The sequence below is a fragment of the Micromonospora sp. NPDC050397 genome (assembly GCF_044901685.1).
In the GTDB taxonomy this organism is placed as follows: domain Bacteria; phylum Actinomycetota; class Actinomycetes; order Mycobacteriales; family Micromonosporaceae; genus Micromonospora_G.
The window spans coordinates 65879-89024 of sequence record NZ_JBJDPS010000015.1 but is presented as its reverse complement, the minus strand read 5'-3'; the positions used below and the strand labels follow the sequence as shown (position 1 = coordinate 89024).

The following is a 23146-nucleotide window of genomic DNA, read 5'->3' as shown; positions in this document are numbered from 1 at the left end:
GCAGGGCCGTCGCGCCTGCCTCTGATCGTGCTGGCAACGTCACTTTGGGTACAGGAACGCCCCGTAGTAGCTCGGGAGTGATCACCCGACAACTACTACGGGGCGTATCAGTTGACGTGCTGCGACCAGGGTCAAACGGCGGCACCCACCAGGGCGGCCAGCTTCGCCATGCGCTTACTCAGCGCTCGGGTCTGGCGTCGGGAGATCGACGTGACGATGTCCGTCGCGTACTTCTGGTGTCGCAGCCAGGTCGGGGCTCGGCCTCCCAGGTCCGCTAAGACATCCTCCGCTTCCCCGTACTGACGGAGCTGGGTGTGCGCCCATGCCACGTCGAGCCGATGCCGCTGCCAACAGCTTGCCCGCATTCCGGTCGGATCCGGCGGCATCGCGGCTGTCAGCTCCAGCACCCGCATCGGCTCCTGAGCAATGGCGGCCGACTCCACGCGCAGCGCGGCGACTTTACCCCGGCTGAAGCCGTAGACCATTGGGCCGTTCGCGCCGTCGCCAACCCGGGTCGCGGCGAGGTCAGCGGCGTCGAGCAACTCCTGGGCGGTGTCGTCGCGCCCGTCTCGCATCGCTGCCGCTGCGGCCTCAACCAGCAGCCATCCCCATGCCGCGACGTCATTGGTGTCGGCGCGACGAATCTTCTCCGGCTCCAAGTCGTCGGCCCGGTCGATGGCCAGGGCCTGCGCCTCGGCGATACGCGCCTGCCGGAGCAGTAGCCAGCACATCGGGCCGACCGCCCGCGCCCGGGTGAGGTGGTCGCGCGACTGGTCGGCGGCCTGCTGGCCGGCGATCGTCGCCATGTAGGCCAAGTCGTGGGCGCGCAGTTGGACGAGCAGTCGGGCGGCGACCTGGTAGGTGTGAGATACGAGCCCATACGCCTTGGTCTGGTCATCTCCGTCGGACAGGTCGACCAGCGCACGGGTCTCAGCGAGCAGGCTGGGCAGCACGGCCAGGGTGGACCCGAAGTCGTTGCCGCCGTACAGAGCTTCGGCTGCCCGGACGGACTCTGCGGCCTGCCGAAGGCTTGGCGGGACGACTTCGACCTGTTTGGCCAGTAGTCGCCCGTCGGCACCGTGGACCGGTGTCAACGCCTTCCTCAGGTCGAGCAGGGCGGCCTGCCGGTAACCGGGATCCTTGCGCGCAGCCGCCTCGCTGGCGTCCCCTAAGAGGCGACTGGTGGTAGTGCCGAGGGCTCGGGCAATGCGGTTGACGGTCGCGAGCCGCGGGGGCGGGCCGTTCCGCTCGATCTTTTTGATGGTACCCGGGGCGAGTCCGCTCCGCTCCGCGAGCTGTTCTTGAGTCAGGCCCTGGGCGCGCCGCACGCGCCCGATGTTGTCACCGACAGTAGGCATGGGGGGTTCCCTCATTCCCAGGTGAAGGCTGGGGCGGCAGCACGCCAGACCTTCACTCCGGCGGGCCGCCACTTCGGACGATACCTCGAAAGAACGATCGAGGAGTGCGGGCGAGACGCGACCGGCCCGGACCACAATGGTCCGGGCCGGCATCAGCTTCCGGTTCATCTGAACTGAAAGCCAGCCTTAGCTCCAACTGGAACGAAGGCTGGGCGGGCTGGTCTCTTCCGGTCACGTGACCGGAAGAGACCAGCCTCCTGCTCTCGGGAACAGGAGGTGAGCCAGTGACGGCACCGACCAGCAGCCACCCGCGCTCCGTCGAGGACGTGATGCCCGAGGCGCGGGCGTCGGTGCTCAAGCTCGGCGGCCTGCCGTCGCGGCACCGGGTGAAGTCGACCCTGCGCGTTGGCGGGCCGAAGGCGGACGCCGTACTGACCCGGCTGCGGGCGGACGCCGATCCGCCGGTGCACCCGTAGCCGAACGGACCCCTGGCCGGTGCTCGGCCGGTTCGCTGGGTGGGGAGCCGGGTCAGTTCGGCAGCAGTACGCCGGGGTTCAGCACGCCGGCCGGGTCCAGGGCGGACTTGATCCGGCGCAGGGTGTCGATCTCCTCCGGCGAGCGGGACAGCGACAGCCACTCCGCCTTCGCCCGGCCCACGCCGTGCTCCGAACTGATGCTGCCGCGCCGCTGGGCGACCTGCCGCAGCACCGCGTCCGTCACCTGCTCGGCCGCCTCGCCCGCGCCCAACACGTTGACGTGCAGGTTCCCTTCGCCCAGGTGGCCGAAGAGGATCGTCCGGGCACCCGGCGCGACCGCCTCGACCGTCTCCGGCAGGACCGCCACCAGCCCGGCCAGCTCGCGCAGCGGCACGCAGATGTCGAGCTTGGTCGGCACGCCGGCCGTGTTGATCGCCTCGGTGTGGGTCTCCCGGTACGCCCACAGCCGCGCCCGGCCGGCCGCGTCGGAGGCGACCGTGGCGTCCTCGACCGCGTCGCAGTCGCCGAGCATCTCCAGCAGTTCGTCGGTCGGGTCCGCGTGTGCCGCGCACTCCAACAGCACGTACGCGGCGTACCCGGTGTCGAAGGGTGCGGGCAGCCGCCCGTAGGAGCGGACCAGGTCCATTCCCTCGGGGTAGCAGATCTCGGCCGCGGCGAGCGTGGCCAGGCGAGCACGGGCGGCGCTGAGCAGGGTGAGCGCGGCGTCGGTGCCGTCGACCGCCACCAGTGCCACCGCTCGGGCCGGCAGCAGCGGGACCAGGCGCAGGCGTACCCGGGTGATGATCGCCAGGGTGCCCTCGCTGCCGGCGAGCAACTGGGTCAGGTCGTACCCGGTGTTGTCCTTGGCGAGTCCGGCGAGCCTCGTGATCACCGTGCCGTCGGGCAGCACCGCCTCCAGACCGGTGAGCTGGTCGCGCATGCTGCCGTAACGCAGCACCCGGATGCCACCGGCGTTGGTCGCCACCATGCCGCCGATGGTCGCCGACGAGCGGGCGGCCAGGTCGACGCCGACGTCCAGCCCGGCCGGACGGGCGTGTGCCTGGAGCTTCTCCAGGGTCACCCCGGCGCCGACGGTGACCTGGGCCTCGATCTCGTCGACCGGCTCCAGGTCGGTCAGCCGGGAGAGGCTGACCAGCACCTCACCGCCGGCCGGCACGCCGCCGCCTACCAGGCCGGTGTTACCGCCCTGGACCACCATCGGTACGCCGGCCGTGGCGCACGCCCGCACCACGGCGGCCACCTCGGCGGTGTCCGCCGGCCGGACCACGCACCGTGCCGTCCCGCTGAACCGCCGGGTCCAGTCGGTCTCGTACGCGTCCCGCAGGTCCGGGTCGACCAGCAGGTGCGCCGCGCCGACGATGGCCCGCAACTCCTCCTCGAGGTCGCTCACGACAGCTCCCGCAGCCGGATCGTCTGGCTCATCGCGCGCAGTTGCAGCACCACGTCCTCGCTGTAGCCGGCGCCGAGGTCGGTGAGCAGGTAGCCGTACTCGCCCCGGGTGGCCAGCAGTTGGCCCTCGATGTTCACCGCGTGCTCGGCCAGGATGCTGTTCACCTGGGCCAGTACGCCCGGCATGTTGTGGTGCGTGTGCGCGATCCGGTGCGTCTGGGCCGCCTTGGGGAGCTGGATCGCCGGCAGGTTCACGCTCAGCGTGGTGTTGCCCTCGGTGACGAACTGGGCCAGCTTGTTCGCCACGAAGCCGCCGATGTCGGCCTGCGCCTCCTCGGTCGAGCCGCCGATGTGCGGGGTGAGGATGACGTTCGGCAGGCCCCGCAGCTCGGACTGGAACTCGTCGCCCCGCCCCTTGGGCTCGTGCGGGAACACGTCGATCCCGGCACCGGCGAGGTGGCCGCTGACCAGGTGGTCGCGCAGGGCCGCGTAGTCGATGACAAAGCCCCGGGAGAGGTTCAGGAAGAGGCTGCGCGGACGCATCCGGGCGAACTGCTCCGCCCCGAAGAAGCCGCTGTTGCCGGGGCGGCCGTCGACGTGCAGCGTGACGGTCTCGGCGACCTCCAGCAGCTCGTTGAGGCTGTCGCAGCGCTTCGCGTTGCCGAGGGCGAGCTTGTCGGCGGTGTCGTAGAAGTAGACCTGCATGCCGAGGTTCTCGGCGAGTACGGAGAGCTGGGCGCCGATGTTGCCGTACCCGACGATGCCGAGGGTGCGGCCCCGCACCTCGTGGCTGCCGTTGGCGGCCTTGTCCCAGACGCCCGCGTGCATGCCGGCGTTCTTCTCCGGCAGTCGCCGGGCCAGCATGATGATCTCGGCCAGCGCCAGTTCGACGACGCTACGGGTGTTCGAGAAGGGGGCGTTGAACGCCGCGATGCCGGTCGCCGAGGCGGTGGCCAGGTCGATCTGGTCGGTGCCGATGCAGAAGGCGCCGATCCCGACGAGCTGCGGCGCGGCGGCCAGCACCCGTGCGGTGACCCGGGTCTTCGAGCGGACGCCGAGCAGGTGCACGCCCTCGATCCGGGCGATCAGTTCGTCCTCGTCGAGCGCGTTGCGCAGTGACTCGACGAGGAAACCCTCGGACTCCAGCCGGGTGACCGCGTCGGGGTGGATGTTCTCCAGCAGCAGGACGCGTGTCTTCGCCTGGTCGATCATGATCTTTGTTCCGTCCGTTGCGGTCCGTTGCTTGATCAGCGGTGAGCGCGCCATAGAGCCCGACCGGAGGCCAAGGTTAGTCCAGCGTCGGATTGATCTTTCGGGTCGTCCGCTGCGTCCCGCCCCTTGGGTCACCGGAGTCCGGTTCGGCGGACCGTCGTCGATGCCGGAACCCGTGGCGTCAGTCCAGGTAGCGGCGGTAGCCGGCGGCGAGCTGGCGGAACCCGCACGACTCGTAGAAGGCGTGCGACTCGTCCCGGGTCAGCCGCGACAGCAGTTGGATCTTGTAGCAGCCGGCCGTACGGGCCCGCTCGACCGTCGCCGCGAGCAGCTCCCGGCCCACCCCGCGCCGACGTACGGACGAGCCGACCACGACGTTCTCGACCAGCATGAACGGTCGGCCGCCCCGGGTCAGGTTCGGCAGGACGGTGCAGTCGAGCGTGCCGGCGGGCACCTCGTCCACCGTGGCGAGCAGCACCGTACGTCCGGACTGTGCCGCGATCTCCCGCCAGACCGCCCCGGCCCGGTCCACCGGGAGCGGGGTGTCGCCCGGGTGCAGCTCCCGGTAGAGCGCCAGCAGGGCCGGCAGGTCCGTCTCGGTCGCCGTCCGGATGGTGATCGCCACCCGCCCACACTCTCACGGGCCTGGACCCGGAGGCGATCGAGATCGGTCGCCGTCGTGGCGTACGGGGCGTCGACCGGCGGGCTGACTACGACGTGGTCGACCGGGTCCCCGGTCGCCTGCCCTGGCGGGGCGTGGCGGGCGTGGCCGGCCGCCGCGCCGGGGCGGTCCGGGGAAGCAGGGCGGTCGGGCGACGGGCGGCGAGATCCTCGATCCAGCCGAGCAGCACGATCGCGACGCCGGTGAGCAGGAGCACCCCGGCCAGTCGGACGGGGGCCTGCGCTCCCGGGGCGATCCAGTCGGTGGAGAGGAGCACGGTCGCGACGAGCATCCCGGCCGGTACGTGCCACAGGTAGATGGTGACGGCGCGGGCGTTGACGATCTGGACGGCGCGGTCGAGTGGTCGCAGGCGGCCGAGCCAGTCCAACCGGGGCTGGAAGCGGAGCACCGTGGCGACCACGGCCATGGTCCAGAGCACGTTGCCACCCGGAATGTGGTAGAGGTCGAACTCGCCGTTCCGGACGGCGGCGACCAGGACCCAGGCGATGCCGGCCAGGGCGAACCCGGCCACGCAGTAGGCGTACCGCCGAGCCGGGATCTGTCGTAGGAGTCCGTCGCGGTGGGCGAAGCCGAGCAGCCAGCAGGGCAGGTAGCTGGCGATGAAGTAACCGCTCAAAGTGTCTCCGGCCAGTTGGAAGCCGAGCGCCAGGCTGGTCGCGGCGGCGAGGCTGGGGTACGGCCACCGTCGGAACAGGACCAGGAGTACGGGGGAGAGCAGCATCAGCCAGAGGTACGTGACGATGTACCAGAGGGTGATGTTGAACGCCCAGGACCAGGCCGGTCCGCCGACCGGGGGCACCTGTGCCGGCAGTGCCCACCACAGCAGGGAACCCCAGCCCAGCGCTCCCGGCGGTGCGGTGCGCCAGCCCTGTTGGAGCAGGAACAGGACGGCCAGCGCGCCGAACGCCCACAGCGGAGGGAGGAGGCGGCGTAGTCGGCGGACCACCGCCCCGGCGCCGTCCCGGTCGACGGATCTGGCCATCAGGGAGCCGGCGAGGCCGAACATGAGACCCATCGCGGGGAAGAAGACGGAGAGCCAGATCCAGCCGAGGGCGTGGTAGGCGACCACGCGGACGAGCGCGATCGCCCGCCAGAGGTCGAGGTAACGGTCCCGGTCGGGGGTGGGTGGTTCGCGCGCGACCCGTGGCGTCGGTCCGGTGACCCCTTGGGCAGCGCCTCGGAATTTTCCGAACATAGTCGGATAACTTACTCACCATGCGAACAGGTACGGTGGAAGTTGCTATTCATCGTGGTCGACGGGCTACTCGTTACCGGCTGAACGGGGAGCCGGATCGACACAGGTGAACAATCCTCGTCCCGTCCGTGAGCGCGGAACGACCCGGCGATGACGCTCTGGTCCGGCCGGCGTTCCCGGATCGCCACATCGGACTCCAAGCGCGCCGGCTGCCTATCATCGAGCCGTGTCCGGTGACCCGCCACCCGCCGTCGAGGTGCCCGGGACCGGTGCGCCCGGCGGCTCCACCGCTGACGCCCCGGGCGGGTCCGAGCGGAACGGGCACGGCCACGCGGGCCATTTTGTCGTCTGGGGAGACAACCCGTTGGCCCGTCGGCTGGTCGCCGAACTGATGGACACCTACCACGCCCCCGTCACGGTGATCGTCGGATCGATGTCCGCCGGCCAGGCGCCCGACATCGCCGCTCTGCGCCCGGAGAACGACGATCCCGCGCTGCGGCCGGTGGTGGTGGTCGCGCCCCGGCTGAGCCAGGAGGTGCTCCGGCACGCCGGGGTGGACCGGGCCGCCGCGTTGGCGCTGGTCGGGCGCGACGACATCGACAACGTGGACGCGGCGATGATGGCCCGGGAGGTCAGCCCGACCGTACGGATCGTGGTGCGGATCTTCAACCCGGTGCTCGGCGAGGGCGTGGCCGCGATGTTGGGCGACTGCGACGTACTCTCCGGATCGGAGATCGCGGCCCCGGCCTTTGTCGCGGCGGCGCTCGGCGACGACACGCCCCGGTACGTCCGGCTCTCCGAAGACGAGTTGCTGATGGCGGTCAACCGGGAGCGGGTGGCCGACCCCGACGACATCGTCTGTGGCCTCGCGACCACGGGCGGGCCGGGTAAGCCCGTCACCCTCCCGGAGCGGGACGACGTGGCGGATCTTGTCCTCGCCCGGGTCACCGGACCCCGTCCCCGGCCGGTCCGGCGTCGTCGCCGACGTCCACTGCGTACCACCCGGCTGCTGCTCGACCGCAAGCTGCGACTTGCCCTCGGATCGGTCGCGGGTCTGTTGCTCACCGGCTCGCTCACCCTGACCGCGCTGCGTGACCTGAGCTTCTGGCAGGCCGTCTACCTGACCGCCGTGACCACCCTCGGTGGCGCCGACGCCGACCTGGAGGGCTCCGCCGCCGAGCAGGCCGTGCAACTGGTCCTGGTGCTCTCCGGGGTGGCCCTGATCCCGGCCGTCACGGTGCTGCTGGTCGGCCTGGTGGTGAACGTACGACTGGCGCTGGCCGCCGGTGAGCTCACCGAGCCGATCTCGAACCACGTGGTCGTGGTCGGCCTGGGCAACATCGGCACCCGGGTGGTCGAGGAACTGCACGCCCTGGGCATCGGGGTGGTCGCGATCGACCGGGCCGCCGACGCGCGGGGGGTGCAGGTCGCGCGCGACCTCGACATCCCGGTACTGGTCCGGAACGCCAACAGCGCGGAGACGCTCCGGGCCGCCTCGGTACAGACCTGTCGGGCGCTGGTGGTGCTCTGCCGTGACGACGTGACCAACCTGGAGACCGCCCTGCTGGCGCGCTCCGTACGCCGGGCGGCTCAGGAGGCGGCGGGTGAGGTCGTCAGCCCGCTGCGGGTGGTGCTCCGGCTCTTCGACGAGGAGTTCGCCGGGCGGATCAGGCGCCTTTTCGGCATCAACATCTCCCGCAGCGTCTCCTACCTGGCCGCGCCCGCCTTCGCCGCCGCGCTGCTCGGCCGTGGGGTGATCGACACCGTGTCGGTCGGGCGGCGGGTCCTGCTGGTCGCGGAGATCCCGGTCGGAGCCGGTTCGTCGATCGAGGGCGAGTTCTGCCCCGACGTCAGCCGACCCCACGAGGTGCGGATCATCGCCGTCCGTACCGGTCGGATCGGGCAGACCCTCTGGTCGGTGCCGGACCGGCGACCGCTGGTCCGGACCGACCGGCTGCTGGTCGTCGCCACCCGCGCCGGGCTGGCGGCGCTGCTCGCCCGTGCCGCGGCGGCACCCGATCCGCCGCCGCTGGTCGAGCCGAAGCCGCTGCCGTTGCTCGCCGTCCGGGAGGCCCGGCGACCGAACCAGGTGAGCCGGCCCGACCGGCCCTGACCTGGGACGCCCCGGGCGCGGCGGGCACAGCCGTCGTCACATGGTCACCCCGCGTTAACGTGCTGGCCGCTACCCGGCCTTTCGACTGCCGGAGGCTGTCCCAGCCCCAACAGCCGGAGGTGGAGAGCGTGGCCCTGCTCAGCTTGATCGTTCCGGTCTACCGGGTCGAGGAGTATCTCGCCGAGTGCCTCGACTCGCTGCTCGCGCAGTCGTTCGCCGACTTCGAGGTGATCGCCGTCGACGACGCGTCGCCGGATGGCTCCGCCGAGATCCTCGCGACGTACGCCGCGCGGGACAGCCGGATCAAGATCGTAACGCTGCCGCAGAACGTCGGGCTCGGGGCCGCCCGCAACGCCGGCATCCGCCACGCCACCGGTCGTTACGTCTGGTGCGTCGACAGCGACGACTGGTTGCCGCCGGGCACCCTGGAGGCGGTCGCCGACCGGATCGAACTGACCACGCCGGACCTGCTCGTCACCGGGTACGCGCGGGTCTACTGGGACGGCCGGGTCGAGGACCACCCGGTGAGCGCCGTCCACCAGGGGCGCGAGGTGCCGGAGAGCTTCACCTTCGCGGAGCAGCCGGGGCTGCTCAACCACCTCTGGATCGCCTGCAACAAGGTGATCCGGCGGGAGTTCCTGGTCGGGACCGGACTCACCTTCGGGCCCGGCTGGTACGAGGACGTCGCCTTCATCCTGCCGCTGATGCTGGCGTCGCGCCGGATCAGCCTGCTCGACCGGGACTGCTACGCGTACCGGCAGCGGCAGCAGGGCGCGATCACCCGTACGGTCAGCGAGCGTCACCTCGAGGTCTTCGACCAGTGGGACCGGGTCTTCGCGTTCATGGACGCCCGTCCCGGCGAGTTCGCCAGCCTCCGACCGGTGATCTTCCAGCGGATGATCTGGCACTGCCTCCAGGTGCTCGGCCACTCCAGCCGGGTGCCCGGGGAGATGCGCCGCGCCTTCTTCGCCCGGATCACCGCGCAGTACCGCCGGCACCTGCCGCCCGGTGGCGCACCGGTGGCCCCCGGCAACGACGGGGTCAAGCAGCGCCTGGTCGCCGCAGGCGCGTACCAGCTCTTCGAGCTGCTCATGGCGGCCTGGCAGGTTCGGCAGCGGATGACCGGACGCCGGGCTCGGGCGAGCGCGCCCGAGCCGCGTAGAGTGGTGCGACGGTCACCGATCAAAACAGGATGAGGCATGCCGAAAGCCACAACTGAATGGTCCGGCGCTCACTCGGGCGGTACGTGGCGACTGCTCGACGGCCCGCAGCCGGGACTCAGCGAACGGGTGGGCCGCCTGGTCGGCCTGCGGGTGCTGAGAGTCCCGGGCTCGCGTGGCGCGCTGGTCGTCGCCGGCACGACCGACCGGTTGCACGATCTCGTGCAGCAACCCAGGGCGCTGACCCCGACCAGCCGAGCCAGGATCGTGGTGGTCTACTGGCGCCGACCGCGCAAGGCCTGGTCCGGCCGGGTCGGCCCGATCGACTACCTGGTCCGGCAGCGGGTGTCCCTGCCCCGCCTCGGGCGCGGTACGGCAACCGTCCGGCTGCGGCTGACCGAGCCGGTCCAACTCCGTGAGATCCTCCGCGCGGGCCTGCACGCCCTCGCGCCGACGTTGCCGCTGCCCGCCCCGGTCAGCGCGAACCTGACCAGCCAGGGCGGCGCGCCGGCCTACCTGCCGACCCAGCTCGGTGCCGCCGTCGTCGCCGACGCGCTGCCGCTGAGCACCGACATCCGCGCGCACGACGTCGTACTGCGGCACCCGTCGGTCAGCGAGACCGCCGGCCCGGCCGACGAGCGGCCGTACGCGGTCGCGGTGCCGACCGGACGACACGACGTCCAGAGCCCCGACGGGCGCTCCGTGGTGCTGGTCGACGCCCGCCGGATCAACCCGAGGGGGCGCCGGGGAGGTTCCTACCAGCCCGGGGCCGCCACCGTGCGGCTCGAACTGGAACCGGCCGGTCGGCCCCGCCGGACGCCACGGGACCCGGCCGACCGCCGTGCCCTCGGCGGCGCCGGCCTCGACGCCACCACCCTGGCCACACTGCACCAGGTCGGCGTGGTGGACTGCCCACCGATCACCGACGAGCGGCCGCTCGACACGGCCGCCCTGCTGGTCCAGATCGCCATGACCGGCGCGGTGCTGCGGGTGCCGGCGCTGTCGCCCCGGGTGGCCGAGCTGATCGCGCCGGAACTGCGCGCCCTGCTCGCCACCATCCCGCCGGTCGACGACGCGCTCGCCCTGGAGGCGCACAGCGTACGGCAGCGGCGGGCCGCGATGCGCGGTCACGCCGCCGGCTTCGCGCTGCCCCGGGTGACCACGGACGCCCTGCCGGAGCTGACCCGGCCGCCGTCGGTCAGTGCCATCCTGGCCACCCGACGGCCGGAGATGCTGGCCAACGCGGTACGGGCGATGGTCGACCAGACCTACCCCGAGCTGGAGATCATCCTCTGCCTGCACGGCATCGACCTTCCCGCCGAGCTGGCCACGATCCTGGCCGAGTCCGGCCGACCGTACGAGATCGTGCGGGTGCCCGGCTCGACCGGGTTCGGCGCCGCCCTCGGCGAGGCGACCCGCCGGGCCCGGGGCAGCCTGGTGACCAAGTTCGACGACGACGACAGCTACGGCACCGAACACGTCTGGGACCTGGTGCTCGCCCGGCACTACTCCGGCGCGACCCTGGTCGGCAAGGGCACCGAGTTCGTCTACATCGAGAATCTCGGGATCACCGTCCGGCGTCCCTCGGGTGTGCCCGAGTCGAACGGTGAGATGGTCGCCGGTGGCACCATGCTGCTCGCCAAGGGTGACCTGGAGGCGGTCGGCGGATGGCGCCCGGTGCCGCGCTCGGTCGACTACGGCGTGCTCGAGCGGCTGCGGCGCGACGGGGCCGTGATCTACCGGACCCACCCGCTCGGCTACGTCTACCACCGTCGGGAGTCCGGCCACACCTGGGATCCCGGACAGCAGTACTTCCTGGACACCGCGTTCGCCCGGTGGGACGGCATCCCCGCCGAGGCGTTCGCCGATCCGGTCGCCGCCGTCGCGGTGACCGGAGCGGAGCCGGCGCGGGTCGGCCCGACCCCGGTGGCGGTAGCGTCCACGGTGGATGCCGAACCGCGCTGACCAGGTCTCCGGCACGACGTGAACGGCGCGAAGCCGGGGGCGTCTCGCTCCACCACGATCCACGAGACACCCCCGGCCGTGCCGGTACCGGACGGAGATCAGTCGGTGCCGCCGCCGTCCGTACCTGAGGCGGGGTCGAGGTCGCGGGCGAGGACGTCGTCGACCGTCTCGCCCCGGACCAACAACCGGGCCAGCCCGGCGTTGACCGCGACCAGCGGCGGTCGGGGCACCAGGTTGTAGTTCGAGGCCAGGCTGAGCTGGTACGCCCCGGAGCAGGGGACCGCCAGCAGGTCACCGGCGCGCAGGTCGCCCGGCAGGGGCGCGTCCCGGACCAGCACGTCACCGGACTCGTCGTGCCGCCCCACCACCGTCGTACGCTGCTCCTGGGCCCGGCTGAGCCGGCCGAGCAGGACGGCGGTGTAGCGGGCGCCGTAGAGCGCAGGGCGGGGGTTGTCGCTCAGGCCGCCGTCGACCGCGACGAGTTGGTGGCCGTCCGGGTCGCGGCGTACGGCCAGCACCCGGTAGAGCGCCACGCCGGCACGGGCCACGATCGCCCGCCCCGGTGCCACCCCGAGCCGGGGCACCGGCAGGTGGTGCTCGTCGCAGGCGACCCGGAGCACCTTGCGGGCCCTGGAGGCGAACGCCTCCAGGGCGAACTGCCCGTCGCCATCGGTGCCCGGTACGGCGTGCCCGCCACCGATGTTGATCTCGGTCAGTTCGGTTCCGTGCCGGGACGCCAGCCCCGCCATCGTCGCCACCAGGTGACCGATCGCCCGTTCGTAGCCGCCGAACCGGGAGGTCTGCGAGCCGAGGAAGAAGTCCAGCCCGACCAGTTCCAGCATGGGCTGGTCGCTGATCCTTCGGACCATCTCGTCCAGTCCGGTGCCGGCGGCGGGTACGCCGAACCGGTCGGCGACCGGTGCCGCAGGGAGCATCGACATGGTGTCGACCCGGCCGGCGTCCCAGTCGGGCAGCACCCGCAGCAGGACCCGTTGCCGGCGGCGCAGCAGCGCGGCCAGGCGCGGGATCTCGGAACTCGACTCGATGACGACGGTGCCGACGCCGTAGTCCAGCGCGGCGGCGAGATCCGTGGGGCTCTTCGCGTCGCCCTGCAACACGATCCGGTCGGCGGGGAAGCCGACGGCGGCGGCGGTGGCGAGTTGTCCGGCCGAGTGGACGCCGAGGGACAGCCCCTCCTCGGCGATCCACCGCAGCACGCCCCGGCAGGTGAGCGCCTTGGCGGCGTAGACCACGTTGCCGGGGCCGAACGCCGTCGCGTACTCCCGGCAGCGGTGGCGTACGTCCGCCTCGTCCAGCACGTACGCCGGGGTGCCGAACTGTTCGGCCAGTTCGCCGAGGTGCACCTCGCCGACCGAGATCTCGCCGTGGTCGTCCCGGTGTGCCGTCGACGGCCACACCGCTCCGCGCAGTTGGGCCGGCAGCGAGGTACGCAGCGAGGGGATGAGTTCCGCGAGGGTCATAGCGTGTCACATTCGGGTTCGGCGGTGTCCCGCTCGAGGAGGTCGAGCGGGCGGAGCAGCAGGTGGGTGACGGTCTCCGAGGCGCCGCCGCGCGACCGCAGGTCGGCGACGGCGGTGTTCAGCTCGGCCAGGCTGTCGCAGGAGAGGCGGACCAGCAGGTCGATGTCGGCGGCGACCCACCACGCGGCCACCACCCGGCGGTCCGCCCGCAGGTGCCGGGCGAACCGGGCGCCGTCGGTGCCGGCCGCCAGCCGGACGCGGACCAGCGCCTCGATCCGCCCGGACCCGCCGGTCAGCAGGTCGTCCGGGCGGCGCCGGGTGCCGGCGCCGACGGCGGTGGTACGCCGGGACGTCGGTCGGGGCGGGGTGGGACGGTGCATGTCCCGATCGTGGCGCCGCGACCGGTCCCCGGGCACCGATCTTCACGCGTTCGCCACGGCCGGGTGGGCGTTCCCGACGACTTCTTGACGGAGCCGTGGCGACGCCGTCAGGGTCCGGGCCCCGGGCGTATCGATCGTGTCAGGGGGTCGGTCGGCGGCGTCCCGGGGATGGTTTTCTCGACCAGGTGCCTCGCGGGCGGTTCGCCCGTGCGGCGTACCCGTCGAGTCTTCCTCCGCCCACCCGCTCCCGGTGGCCTCGTCGGGTACGCCGCCCCGGGCGCCGTGGTAGGTCCGTTCAGCGTGGTAGGTCCGTTCAGCCGGGTAGTGGACGCCGGGCACCGTTGCCGGCGTCCACCAGGTACATCCGGGCCTCGTGCAGGTCGAAGTAGAGGCCGACCAGGCGGAGCCGGTCGGCGTCGAGCCGCCGCCGGACGCTCGGGTAGGTCCGTAGGTTGGCGAGTTGTTCGGCGACGTTCGCCAACGCCTGCTGCTCCAGCGCGTCGGCTTCGCGTTCCTCGCCCCGCCGTTCCCCAGCCTGCCGTTCCCCAGCCTCCTGCTGGTCCTCGGCCTGCCGTTCCTCGGCTTTTCGGGCATCGGGTTCCGGGGCCCGGTCGTCGCGCCCCGCCGGTCGCGCGTGACGCAGCCAGGAGCCGAGGTGCGACCCCTGGGTGACGCCGCCGTGCAGCACCGCGCGCATCGCCCCGCAGTCGGAGTGCCCGCAGACGGTGATCGTCGAGATGTCCAGCACGTCCATCGCGTACTCGATGGCGGCGCCGACACTGTGGTCACCGGGGCTGCCGTGCCGGGGCACGATGTTGCCGATGTTGCGCAGGCAGAACAGGTCGCCGGGGCCGCTCGCGGTGACCAGGTTCGGCACCATCCGGGAGTCGGCGCAGGTGATGAAGAGTTCGCCGGGGCGCTGGCCGTCCCGGGCCAGCTCGGTCAGGTAGGGCCGGACCAGCGGCGCGAAGCGACGCTGGAACTCGCGTACGCCCACCAGCATGTTGCCGCCGATCTCGGGCCCGTCACCGGTCCCCGTGGCGATCGGCTCGGCGGTGTCGGGGCGGGGCGGGGCGGTGGTCGGGGCAGTGGCGTCGGAGCGTTCCGGTCCGACCCGGCCGGGTGCCGCCGTACCGCCCTGGACCGGCAGCACCGGGTGGGTCCCGTTCGGCGCCGTGGCACCGGCCTGCCAGTGTGACCACGGGGCCAGCCAGCGGGGCAGCCGGTCGGGCAGGGTCTTGCGGTTGCCGAGCCGGTCGCGTACCGCCCGGTCGAACCAGCCGTCCAGCACCTCCTCCACCCGTACCTGGCCGCCGTGGCGGAGGTATCCGGCCCGCCACTGTTCGATCACGGCGAAGGCGGCGTGGTCGAGGAAGTCCAGGCGCAGTTCCAGGTGGACCCGGGCGCCCGGCGGCAGCCGCCGCAGTTCCTGGTTGAGCCGGCCGGCGCCGAGGAAGAGCAGGGTGCCGGTGATCTGCACCAGGATGTCGTCGGGCCCGCGCCGGTCCACGTCGATGCGCCAGTGGGTGAGCCGGTACAACGCCGCCACCAGGGTCACCGCCACCCCGAGCAGTACGCCGGTGACCAGGTCGAGGAAGACCACGCCGAGTACGGTGACCGCGTACGCCGGGAGTTCCCGGTGTCGTCTCAGATCGCGTAGGTGCGCCACGCTGATCAGGCGCAGCCCGACGATCACCAGCACCCCGGCCAGCGCGGACATCGGGATCAGTTCCAGCATCCCGGTCAGCAGCAGCACGAAGACGGCGATCCAGAGGCCGTGCAGGATCGCCGAGGCCCGGGTGCGCGCACCCGCCGCCACGTTCGCCGAGCTGCGAACGATGACCCCGGTGACCGGCAGTCCACCGAGCGCGCCGGAGGCGGTGTTCGCCACCCCCTGGGCGATCAGCTCGCGGTCCAGCCGGGCTCGTGGCCCGTCGTGCAGCTTGTCCACCGCGACGGCGGAGAGCAGCGACTCCACGCTGGCGACCACGGCGAGCAACAGCACCCCGGAGACCACGGCGCTCAGTGGCGCGTCCGGCCAGCGCGGCACGCCCAGGTGACTGAGCGGGTCCTCCGGCAGGGCGACCCGGGGCAGGTCGAGGCCCAGGCCGGTGGCGAGCGCGGTGGCGACCACGATGGCGATCAGTGGCGCCGGCAGGTAGGAGAGCCGGATCAGCCGGGGCCAGACGAGCAGTACGACGACGGTGACGACACCGACCAGCACGGCGGCGTCGTGGTAGCCGACCAGTTGGGCCGGCAGCTCGCTGAGATTTTCCCAGGCCGAACTCTGCGGGGCGCCGCCGAGGACGACGTGTAGCTGGCTGAGCGCGATCACGATGCCGATGCCGGCGAGCATGCCGTGCACCACCGCCGGGGAGAGCATCAGTGCGGTCCGGCCCAGCCGGCTGAGCCCGAGCACGATCTGGACCAGACCGGCGAGGGTGACCATCGCGGCGGTGGTGACCCAGCCGTGGCGCATCACCAGGTCCGTCACGATCACCGACAGGCCGGCCGCCGGTCCGCTCACCTGGAGCGGTGCCCCGCCGAGCGCGCCGACCACGATTCCACCGACGACGGCGGCGATGATGCCCGCGAGCAGGGGTGCCCCGGAGGCGGCGGCGATGCCGAGGGAGAGCGGGATCGCGACGAGGAAGACGACAAACGAGGCCGGGAGGTCGTGGCGCAGGAGGGTACGTCGGAGGTCGGCCGCCCGTTCCGGATTGGGCGGATGCGGGACGGTCATCGAAGCGGTGCTTTGAGGCTGTCCGGTATCCACCATATTATCCTCCGGGTCGTGACAGGGCTCGGACGAAATGATGACAACAATGAGAACTAATGCCGCGTAAGCGGGCTGATGCCGCTCATCGGGCACATTACCGTCTGAACTTGATCGATAACAGCCTGTTGTTTGGTTGGCCACAGTGGGGGTAGAACCTGCTGAGCAGGGGAAACCGCCCATAAGTGGATCGTCTAATGTGGACCCAAGGGGTGTGGGTGGCTGGCTACCCGGCGTCGGCGCCGTCGAGGCGTCGGCCACCGTGGACGGTGGACGCCGGGTCGGGTGTGGGTGTGGCTCAGCCGTCGCAGGTCGACGGTGACCGCTGCTCGTCCGGGCACAGCGACCGGTTGGCCCGGATCTGGGCCCGTACCGTCGCCATGGTGGCGTCCGGCGCCATGATGGCGGTGCGCCACCGGTGAAGCAGCGTGGTCAGGTCGCGATGGGTCACCCGCAGTTCGCTGATCTCCCGTTCGGCCGCCAGTGCCCGGCCCCGGGCCCGCGCGGTCTCCAGTTCGAGCTCCGACACCCGACCGCGCAGCGGACCGACGATCGTGAGCGCGGTGGAGGTCAGCAGCTCGGCGGGGTCCGCCTCGAACCGGCGTCGTCGCACCGCGACGGCGACGGTCGCGAACACCCCGGCCGTGCCCCCCAGTACTCCGACCACCGACAGCAGGATCTGCACCCAGGCCGGTCCGCTCGACGGCGCGTCGGTGGCGGTCATGACGTTCCCGCCCACCGCGCGAGTTCGGCCGCGCGGGCCAACCGGCGCAGGTCCGCGATGATCTGGCAGCACCTCCAGGCGGAGCCGACGGAGACGGCGCCGATGAAGATGCCGGCGGTGTACGCCCCGCTGCCGCTGACCGCGAACAGCGCGATGGAGTACATCGCGGTGTTCGCGCCGAGCAGGAGTACCGCCCCGAGTTCGAGGCCCAGGCCGGTGGAGATCTGTCCCGGCCAGGCGACGCCGAGCAGTCCGAGCAGGCCGGCGAGGATCAGGCCCAGCTCCCAGCTCCACTCGATTGTCGAGGGCATGGCGGCGACGAGGGACCGGGGGAGTGCGTCGAGTACGACCATCATGACGCCGCAGACCAGCCCGCCCAGGAGGAAGGTCAGCTCGAACGGGTGCCGGCCGGAGCTGACTCTGGTCGGGGGCGGCGGCGGAGGGATCGCATCGGTTGCTCGTTGACTGGTTGACCGGGAGTTGTCCTGTTTCACGGTGATGCCCTTGCGGAGTGAGCGGTCTGGCGGTGCCGCCGTCCGGCTTGATCCGGTCCGGCTGCGGCTGCTGCCTAGGGGGCTGAGGCCCGCTGTCCGGCAAATACTACTATCCGTGTTTGTGTGATTACTTAAGGAGAAGTGACAGATCATCGACACCTGTCCTGCGCGGGTAACCGCTGCTCGTCGCGGCAATCCTCCACACCGGACACACCGCCTCGGTATCGGTTTCGGCGCGTTCCGCCCATCGACCCGTTCCGGTGCGGCATAGTCGTTACCGCAGGGAGACGGATGCGTACGCGGAAGCCTGCCGCCGGGACGGTGCACACCTGGCACCGAGGGTCGACGGCTGCCCGTGGCGCGGGTGGGAGGATTCCGGTTGCCGGAGCGCCGACTGAGCGGCTTTGTCCTACTGACCTCCCTCCTCGGAATCGGTGTCCTCGCCTTGCCCTCGGCGTCGGCGATCCTCTGGGGGGCGATCGGCGTCGCCAGCGTGACGGCGATCGCCTACGGCATCCACCGGCACCGGCCGTCGCGTTCGGCGCCGTGGCTGCTGTTCGGGGCGGGTCTGGCCGTGCAGGCGACCGGCGATGTGATCTACGCGATCGGCTCCACGGCGACCAGTGCGACCCTGGGCATGATCGCCGACTGGCTGTACGCGGCCGTCTTCCCGCTGCTCGCCGCCGGCCTGGTGCAACTCACCCGAGGTAGCGCGCTGCTGCGGGACCGCTCCGGCCTGACCGACCTGCTCGCGGTGGTGCTCGCCGTCGGGCTTGTCGGCTGGACCCAACTGGTGGCACCGGCGCTGTCCGGCTCGGGGCTCTCCACCGTTCAGCAGTGCCTGCTGGCCTGCCACATCCTCGGCGACCTGCTGGCCATGGTGGTGATGGTGCGGCTCGCCGTGGCCGCGCCGGGCAACCCGGCCGTCCTGCTGCTGGCCGTCGGTGCGAGCGGACTGCTCTGCGCGGACATCGCGTTCGCCGTCCTCCAACTCGGTCCGGGCTGGCAGCCGGGCGGGCCGGCGGAGTTGGGCTACCTGGTCTACTACCTCGCCTGGGGCGCGGCCGCGATGCACCCGTCGATGACCCGGCTGACCACGCGGCTGGAGCCGCCGCCGGACGAGACCGCGACGACCCGGGTGGGCCTGGTGGCGCTGACCAGCCTCGCGGCGCCGCTCGTCCTGCTCGTCGAGGCGCTGGCCGGCGTGGTGCTGCACGGCGTGATGATCGCCGTGGTGGCCGGGTTCACCACGGTCCTGGTCGTGGTCCGGGTCGTCGACGCCCGCAACAAGCACGGGCACGCGGTCCGGCGGGAGCGGCACCTGCGCGAGACCTCCACCAACCTGGTCGCCGCGACCGGTAGCGCGCAGGTCGGCGACGCGCTGCGAGTGATGGTCACCGAGATGATGCCGGCCGGTACGCCGCACCGGATGGTGTTCGCCCTCTACCGCCCCAACCGGCGGCCGGGCGACCTCGACTTTGTCTGGTCCCCACGGGTCGAGCTGGACCAGCCGCTGCCGACCCACGCGTTCCGGCGCAGCCTGCTGATCGAGACCCGGCTGCTGCCGGCCGTGCTGGCCGAGCCGCTGGGCGGTCTGCCGGCCACCATCGTCGCCTCCCTGACCCCGAACGCCGAGCCGCTGATCGGTCGGGGTGCGGCTGCCCTGCTGGTGGCCGCCGACCGGGACACCCTGGTCGCCTCCCGGGACGTCATCGAGGTGGCCGCCGGTCAGGCCACGCTGGCGCTGCACCGGCTCGAGGTGACCGGCGCGGCACACCGGCGCGACCGCGACCGCTATCTGGACCAGGTGGCCGCGAGCACCAGCGACGGGGTCCTCATCGTCGGCGACGACGATCGGATCAGCTACGCCAACCCGCAGGTCTGGCACATCCTCGGCATCGAGTCGCAGGTCTTCGTCACCTGGCGTGACCTGGTCCACCCGGACGACCACCAGCAGATCGACCGGACCCTGCGGGGCGTACGCGGCCCGGAGGAGCCGTCCGGAGTGGACGTGCAGTGGACGCTCCGGCGCGCCGACGGCACTCGGGTGCTGGTCGAGGTGACCTGTCGACCGTTGCCCACCGATCCGGGACCGCCGGGTGTCGCGATCACGCTGCGCGACGTCACCGACGAGCGGCGGCGCGAGTGGGACGTACTGCGCCGCCGGCTGGAGAAGACCGCGCCCGGACTGAACCGCCGCAGCCTGCGCCGCCGTTTCCGCTGACCGCTGACCGCTGACCGCTGACCGCTGACCGCTGACCGCTGACCGCTCGAGCGGCGGAGCGGCGGGCGTGGGCGAATTGACGGAAATCCGATAGATCCTGGACGACTCTGGGTGACCGTCTAAAGACTGTCCGCGATGTTGACCTGGTTTGGGGGGTATATGAAGGTCCGTACGTTTGCCTCCGCAGCCCTGGTCGGGGTGCTCCTGGTCACCGCGCCGCCGCTGGCGGCCCACGCGGCGCCGGCGCCGGCGCCAGCCACCGCGCCGTGCCAGCCGGGTACGCCCGACCAGGCCCCGCCCACGACCCGGTTCCACGATCCGGCCCGACCGGAACTCGGCCCCGAACCGCTCCCGACGGAGCACCCGATCGGCCCGCTGCTCCCGGCGTACCAGCGGTTCGGTGACCTCAGCCAGTCGGAGTTCGCGGCAAGGTACCGCGGTGGCAACTCATGGATCTATCCGCCCGCCGACGGCTTCCTGGTCCTGTTCGACCAGCCGATCAGGTTCGCGCTGACGCTGCGGCCGGGCACCCGGGTCGACCGGTTCGGTTACCCCGGCGGGGCCTACCTCGCCCCGGCCGGCACCCTCTTCCTCCAGCGGGCGCTGCCACCGCAGAACCTCAACACACCGACCGGGACGACCCGGGCCAACTACCACCTCTACTGCGTGCTGAAGGCGTTCCGGGTGGACTCCGGGCCGATCGCCCCCTGGTTCGAGCAACTCGGCCTCGGGCTTCAGTACAAGCTCGAGCAGCGCCACCTGCCCGACGCCGGGGCGGCACCCAGCGTCAACTGGCTGCTCCAGCAGGGCTACCTGGTCGAGGAACGACCCTAGGCACGAGGGCGCCCGGACCCCGTACACCGCCGGCGACGTCGCACCCGTCGCCGGCGGTGTCACGGCCGATCAGGCCGGGGATTCGGTACGGTCGCCCGCCCACTGCACGTGGAAGCTGCCCTCGACGTCGACGCGCTGGTACGTGTGCGCGCCGAAGTTGTCCCGCAGCCCCTGGATCAGGGCGGCGGGGAGCCGGCCGCGACGCAGCCCGTCGAAGTACGACAGCGACGAGGCGAACGCCGGCACCGGGATCCCGGCCTCGGTGGCGAAGTGCACCACCCGGCGCCAGCTCCCGATGCTCTCCGAGACGATCTTCGCGAAGTACGGCGCCACCAGCAGGCTCGGCAACTGCGGGTCGGCGTCGTACGCCTCCCGGATCCGGTCCAGGAACCGGGCCCGGATGATGCAGCCGCCCCGCCAGATGGTGGCCATCGCGCCCCGGTCGATGTCCCAGCCGAACTCCTCGCTGCCGGCCTGGATGTGGTCGAAGCCCTGCGCGTACGCGACCACCTTCGAGGCGTACAGCGCCTTGCGCACGTCGTCCACGAACGCGTCCCGGTCGGTCACGGTCGCCTGGCCACCGGCGTCGCCGAACAGCTCACGGGCGGCGGCCCGCTGGTCGGCGTGCCCGGACAGCGACCGGGCGAAGGTGGCCTCGGCGATGCCGGTGATCGGCACACCCAGGTCCAGTGCGCTCTGCACGGTCCAGCGCCCGGTGCCCTTCTGCTCGGCCTGGTCCAGCACCACGTCCACGAACGGCTTGCCGGTCCGGGCGTCGGTGTGGCCGAGCACGTCGGCGGTGATCTCGATCAGGAACGACTCCAGGTCGCCCTCGTTCCAGGTGCGGAAGATGTCGGCCAGCTCGCCCGGCGACGCGGAGAGCCCCTCCCGGAGCAGGTCGTACGCCTCCGCGATGAGCTGCATGTCGGCGTACTCGATGCCGTTGTGGACCATCTTCACGAAGTGTCCGGCGCCGTCCGGGCCGACGTGCGTGCAGCACGGGGCACCGTCCACCTGCGCGGCGATCGACTCGAAGATCGGCCCGAGCTTCGCGTACGCCTCGACCGAACCGCCCGGCATGATGCTCGGGCCGAGCAGTGCGCCCTCCTCGCCACCGGAGACACCGGTGCCGACGAAGTGCAGCCCGTGCGCGCGCAACGACTCCTCGCGCCGCCGGGTGTCGGCGAAGTGGGCGTTGCCGCAGTCGATGATGATGTCGTCGGTGTCGAGCAGCGGGATCAGTTCCTCGATCACGGCGTCGGTGGGGCCACCGGCCTTGACCATGATGATCACCGCGCGCGGGCGGGCGAGCGATGCCACGAAGTCCGACATCGATTCGCTCGGTACGAACTCGCCCTCGTCGCCGTGCTCGGCGATCAGGCTCCGGGTACGGTCGGCGGACCGGTTGTGCACCGCCACCGGGTAACCGTGGCGGGCGAGGTTACGGGCCAGGTTCCGGCCCATCACGCCCAGACCGGTGACGCCGATCTGCGCGCTGCCCACCGCCGGTTGCCCGGTCGCTGCCTGTTCGGCCATGCTTCTCTCCCTCGATCCGTCTGCGTTGACCATGCTGCCAGCGTTCTTCCGCCCCAGCCGCCGGCCCAGGTATGTGATCTTCCTCTATGGTGTCCGTCGCCACCCGACTCATCGGTGCCCGTCCCGGTCACCGGAACGGGACGGCCCACCGGTGGGTAGGCTCGACCGCAGACTCCACACGATCGATCCGGCGATGGTCACCACGATCACCCCGAGGGTAAGCGGGATCGGCAGTTTGCCGACATCGGTCTCGGCCAGGATGAGTTTCACCCCGGCGAAGGCCAGCAGCACGGCGAGGCCGTAGTGCAGCCGGCTGAACCGGCGGAGCAGGCCGGCGAGCAGGAAATAGAGGCTCCGGAGTCCGAGGATCGCGAACGCGTTGGCCGACCAGAGCACAAACGTGTCGGTGGTGATGGCCAGGATGGCGGCGATCGAGTCGACCGCGAAGATGAGGTCGCTCGCCTCGATCGAGACCAGTACGACGAAGAGCAGGGTGACCCGGCGCCTGCCATTTGTCCGGGCCACGAACCGACCGTCGTGATAACGGGCGTCGGTGGGCAGGATTCGCCGGATCAGGCGTACCACCGGGTTTCGCTCGGGTTGCACCTTCCGGTTGTGCCGGAACGCCATCTGGTAACCCGTGTAGATCAGGAACGCGCCGAATATGTACGCGGTCCAGAAGAACGTACGCAGCAGTTCCGCCCCGGCGAAGATGAACGCCAGACGAAAGCCGAGCGCGCCGATCACGCCCCAGAAGAGCACCTTGTGCTGGTAGGCCGCGGGTACGGCGAAGTAGGTGAAAATGAGCGCGAAGACAAAAACGTTGTCGATGGAGAGCGTCTTCTCGATGAGGTAGCTGGCGTAGTAGGCGGTGCCGGCCGACGATCCCTGCCACCACCAGAGCAGTACGCCGAAGACGAGGCCGGCGGTGATCCAGATCCCGCTCCAGATCCCGGCCTCGCGCAGCCCGACAACGTGGTTGTCCCGGTGCAGCAGCAGGTCGACGGCGAGCATGGCGGCGATGACGAGAGCCAGCGCCATCCAGGCCCAGCCGGGAACGGCGGCGGTCACCCCGGCCGCCGCGTTGTCGTCACCGGTGCCGCATACCCCACCAAGCGGGGTTTAT

18 protein-coding genes are annotated in these 23146 nt (G+C 71.6%); 6 read left to right on the top strand and 12 right to left on the bottom strand.

What is annotated here, in order from left to right; genetic code table 11:
• Positions 1 to 131 precede the first annotated feature (131 nt).
• On the bottom strand, positions 132 to 1358 hold the full coding sequence (locus ACI2K4_RS30745; protein ID WP_404516388.1) for a helix-turn-helix domain-containing protein: 1227 nt from the start codon (positions 1356 to 1358) through the stop codon (positions 132 to 134).
• 284 nt (positions 1359 to 1642) lie between these two features.
• Here ACI2K4_RS30745 and ACI2K4_RS30740 point away from each other — a divergent pair, with 284 nt between their 5' ends.
• On the top strand, positions 1643 to 1834 hold the full coding sequence (locus ACI2K4_RS30740; protein ID WP_404516387.1) for a hypothetical protein: 192 nt from the start codon (positions 1643 to 1645) through the stop codon (positions 1832 to 1834).
• Positions 1835 to 1886: 52 nt separating this feature from the next.
• On the opposite strand, the gene ACI2K4_RS30735 is transcribed toward ACI2K4_RS30740, so the two are convergent.
• The 4 genes from ACI2K4_RS30735 to ACI2K4_RS30720 form a co-directional block, all read right to left on the bottom strand.
• Entirely contained in the window at positions 1887 to 3245 is a 1359-nt protein-coding gene (locus ACI2K4_RS30735; protein ID WP_404516385.1) for an FAD-binding oxidoreductase, read from the bottom strand.
• A complete protein-coding gene (gene serA, locus ACI2K4_RS30730; RefSeq protein ID WP_404516384.1) occupies positions 3242 to 4456 on the bottom strand; it encodes a phosphoglycerate dehydrogenase in 1215 nt (404 codons plus the stop codon). The genes ACI2K4_RS30735 and serA overlap by 4 nt, the downstream gene beginning before the upstream one ends.
• 181 nt (positions 4457 to 4637) lie before the next feature.
• Entirely contained in the window at positions 4638 to 5081 is a 444-nt protein-coding gene (locus tag ACI2K4_RS30725) for a GNAT family N-acetyltransferase (protein WP_404516382.1), read from the bottom strand.
• A gap of 85 nt (positions 5082 to 5166) precedes the next feature.
• Positions 5167 to 6333 carry an acyltransferase gene (locus ACI2K4_RS30720; RefSeq protein ID WP_404516381.1) on the bottom strand — a complete coding sequence of 389 codons (1167 nt, stop codon included), beginning with the start codon at positions 6331 to 6333 and terminating at the stop codon, positions 5167 to 5169.
• 226 nt (positions 6334 to 6559) lie between these two features.
• Between ACI2K4_RS30720 and ACI2K4_RS30715 the strand changes: the two genes are divergently transcribed.
• The 3 genes from ACI2K4_RS30715 to ACI2K4_RS30705 all read left to right on the top strand — a co-directional run bounded on the left by ACI2K4_RS30715 (position 6560) and on the right by ACI2K4_RS30705 (position 11571).
• Positions 6560 to 8446 (top strand): NAD-binding protein, encoded by a 1887-nt coding sequence (locus tag ACI2K4_RS30715; protein WP_404516380.1) that lies wholly within the window; start codon positions 6560 to 6562, stop codon positions 8444 to 8446.
• 128 nt (positions 8447 to 8574) lie between these two features.
• A complete protein-coding gene (locus ACI2K4_RS30710; protein ID WP_404516379.1) occupies positions 8575 to 9642 on the top strand; it encodes a glycosyltransferase family 2 protein in 1068 nt (355 codons plus the stop codon).
• Between the two features lie 3 nt (positions 9643 to 9645).
• Positions 9646 to 11571, top strand: a complete 1926-nt coding sequence (locus ACI2K4_RS30705; RefSeq protein ID WP_404516378.1) for a glycosyltransferase — start codon at positions 9646 to 9648, stop codon at positions 11569 to 11571.
• Between the two features lie 98 nt (positions 11572 to 11669).
• On the opposite strand, the gene lysA is transcribed toward ACI2K4_RS30705, so the two are convergent.
• The 5 genes from lysA to ACI2K4_RS30680 all read right to left on the bottom strand — a co-directional run bounded on the left by lysA (position 11670) and on the right by ACI2K4_RS30680 (position 17426).
• Entirely contained in the window at positions 11670 to 13052 is a 1383-nt protein-coding gene (gene lysA / locus ACI2K4_RS30700) for a diaminopimelate decarboxylase (protein WP_404516377.1), read from the bottom strand.
• Positions 13049 to 13432 carry an Lrp/AsnC ligand binding domain-containing protein gene (locus tag ACI2K4_RS30695; protein WP_404516376.1) on the bottom strand — a complete coding sequence of 128 codons (384 nt, stop codon included), beginning with the start codon at positions 13430 to 13432 and terminating at the stop codon, positions 13049 to 13051. Before ACI2K4_RS30695 ends, lysA begins: the two co-directional genes overlap by 4 nt.
• A gap of 313 nt (positions 13433 to 13745) precedes the next feature.
• A complete protein-coding gene (locus tag ACI2K4_RS30690; protein ID WP_404516375.1) occupies positions 13746 to 16175 on the bottom strand; it encodes a bifunctional SulP family inorganic anion transporter/carbonic anhydrase in 2430 nt (809 codons plus the stop codon).
• 331 nt (positions 16176 to 16506) lie between these two features.
• Entirely contained in the window at positions 16507 to 16932 is a 426-nt protein-coding gene (locus ACI2K4_RS30685; RefSeq protein ID WP_404516373.1) for a hypothetical protein, read from the bottom strand.
• Positions 16929 to 17426 (bottom strand): hypothetical protein, encoded by a 498-nt coding sequence (locus ACI2K4_RS30680; protein ID WP_404516372.1) that lies wholly within the window; start codon positions 17424 to 17426, stop codon positions 16929 to 16931. The genes ACI2K4_RS30685 and ACI2K4_RS30680 overlap by 4 nt, the downstream gene beginning before the upstream one ends.
• 379 nt (positions 17427 to 17805) lie before the next feature.
• Between ACI2K4_RS30680 and ACI2K4_RS30675 the strand changes: the two genes are divergently transcribed.
• Both ACI2K4_RS30675 and ACI2K4_RS30670 read left to right on the top strand, forming a co-directional pair.
• Positions 17806 to 19650: a PAS domain S-box protein gene (locus tag ACI2K4_RS30675; RefSeq protein ID WP_404516371.1), complete on the top strand. Its 1845-nt coding sequence runs from the start codon at positions 17806 to 17808 to the stop codon at positions 19648 to 19650.
• 135 nt (positions 19651 to 19785) lie between these two features.
• Complete coding sequence (locus tag ACI2K4_RS30670) at positions 19786 to 20484, top strand: TNT domain-containing protein (RefSeq protein WP_404516370.1); 699 nt, start codon at positions 19786 to 19788, stop codon at positions 20482 to 20484.
• Between the two features lie 69 nt (positions 20485 to 20553).
• Here the strand turns inward: ACI2K4_RS30670 and gndA are convergent, their stop codons facing one another.
• Entirely contained in the window at positions 20554 to 22020 is a 1467-nt protein-coding gene (gndA, locus tag ACI2K4_RS30665; protein ID WP_404516369.1) for an NADP-dependent phosphogluconate dehydrogenase, read from the bottom strand.
• A 108-nt stretch (positions 22021 to 22128) separates the two neighbouring features.
• Entirely contained in the window at positions 22129 to 23061 is a 933-nt protein-coding gene (locus ACI2K4_RS30660; protein ID WP_404516435.1) for a TerC family protein, read from the bottom strand.
• Between the last annotated feature and the right edge of the window lie 85 nt (positions 23062 to 23146).

Bases quoted from the DNA above. Each gene is read 5' to 3' on its own strand.
- ACI2K4_RS30745 (WP_404516388.1), bottom strand. From the start codon at position 1,358: ATGCCTACTGTCGGTGACAACATCGGGCGCGTGCGGCGCGCCCAGGGC.
- serA (WP_404516384.1), bottom strand. From the start codon at position 4,456: ATGATCGACCAGGCGAAGACACGCGTCCTGCTGCTGGAGAACATCCAC.
- ACI2K4_RS30720 (WP_404516381.1), bottom strand. From the start codon at position 6,333: ATGTTCGGAAAATTCCGAGGCGCTGCCCAAGGGGTCACCGGACCGACG.
- ACI2K4_RS30705 (WP_404516378.1), top strand. From the start codon at position 9,646: ATGCCGAAAGCCACAACTGAATGGTCCGGCGCTCACTCGGGCGGTACG.
- lysA (WP_404516377.1), bottom strand. From the start codon at position 13,052: ATGACCCTCGCGGAACTCATCCCCTCGCTGCGTACCTCGCTGCCGGCC.
- ACI2K4_RS30695 (WP_404516376.1), bottom strand. From the start codon at position 13,432: ATGCACCGTCCCACCCCGCCCCGACCGACGTCCCGGCGTACCACCGCC.
- ACI2K4_RS30690 (WP_404516375.1), bottom strand. From the start codon at position 16,175: ATGACCGTCCCGCATCCGCCCAATCCGGAACGGGCGGCCGACCTCCGA.
- ACI2K4_RS30685 (WP_404516373.1), bottom strand. From the start codon at position 16,932: ATGACCGCCACCGACGCGCCGTCGAGCGGACCGGCCTGGGTGCAGATC.
- ACI2K4_RS30670 (WP_404516370.1), top strand. From the start codon at position 19,786: ATGTTGACCTGGTTTGGGGGGTATATGAAGGTCCGTACGTTTGCCTCC.
- gndA (WP_404516369.1), bottom strand. From the start codon at position 22,020: ATGGCCGAACAGGCAGCGACCGGGCAACCGGCGGTGGGCAGCGCGCAG.
- ACI2K4_RS30660 (WP_404516435.1), bottom strand. From the start codon at position 23,061: ATGGCGCTGGCTCTCGTCATCGCCGCCATGCTCGCCGTCGACCTGCTG.